Origin of the sequence: Streptomyces sp. DH12 (genome assembly GCF_020873895.1) — a bacterium.
Classification (GTDB): Bacteria; Actinomycetota; Actinomycetes; order Streptomycetales; family Streptomycetaceae; genus Streptomyces.
In genome coordinates this window covers 1-440 of sequence record NZ_JAHWGT010001181.1, presented here as the reverse complement: position 1 = coordinate 440, position 440 = coordinate 1, and the positions used below count along the sequence as shown (strand labels likewise).

At 73.2% G+C, this 440-nt stretch carries 1 pseudogene; it reads left to right on the top strand.

The annotated features are described in order from the left end of the window. Positions 1 to 440, top strand: a pseudogene (locus LPA54_RS39140) (endonuclease/exonuclease/phosphatase); the annotation flags it as partial.

The window sequence follows — 440 nt, the reverse complement described above, 5'->3', positions numbered from 1 at the left end:
GCTGGAGGAGATCCAGGACAACAACGGCGCCACGGACGACGGCACGGTCGCCGCCGACGTGACGCTGGGGAAGCTGAGCGACGCCATCGAGGCCGCCGGCGGCCCGCGCTACGACTGGCGCGCCGTCGACCCGGCCGACAAGCAGGACGGCGGTCAGCCGGGCGGCAACATCCGCCAGGCCTTCCTGTTCAACCCGGCCCGCGTGTCCTTCACCGACCGGCCCGGCGGCGACGCCACCACGGCGACCGACGTGGTCACGGTCCGCGGCAGGGCCGCCCTGACCCTGTCCCCCGGCCGGATCGCCCCGGACTCGGCGGCGTTCGAGGACAGCCGCAAGCCGCTGGCCGGCGAGTTCGTCTTCCGCGGCCGCACGATCGTCGTCATCGCCAACCACTTCTCCTCCAAGGGCGGCGACCAGAGTCTCACCTCGCAGTTCCAGC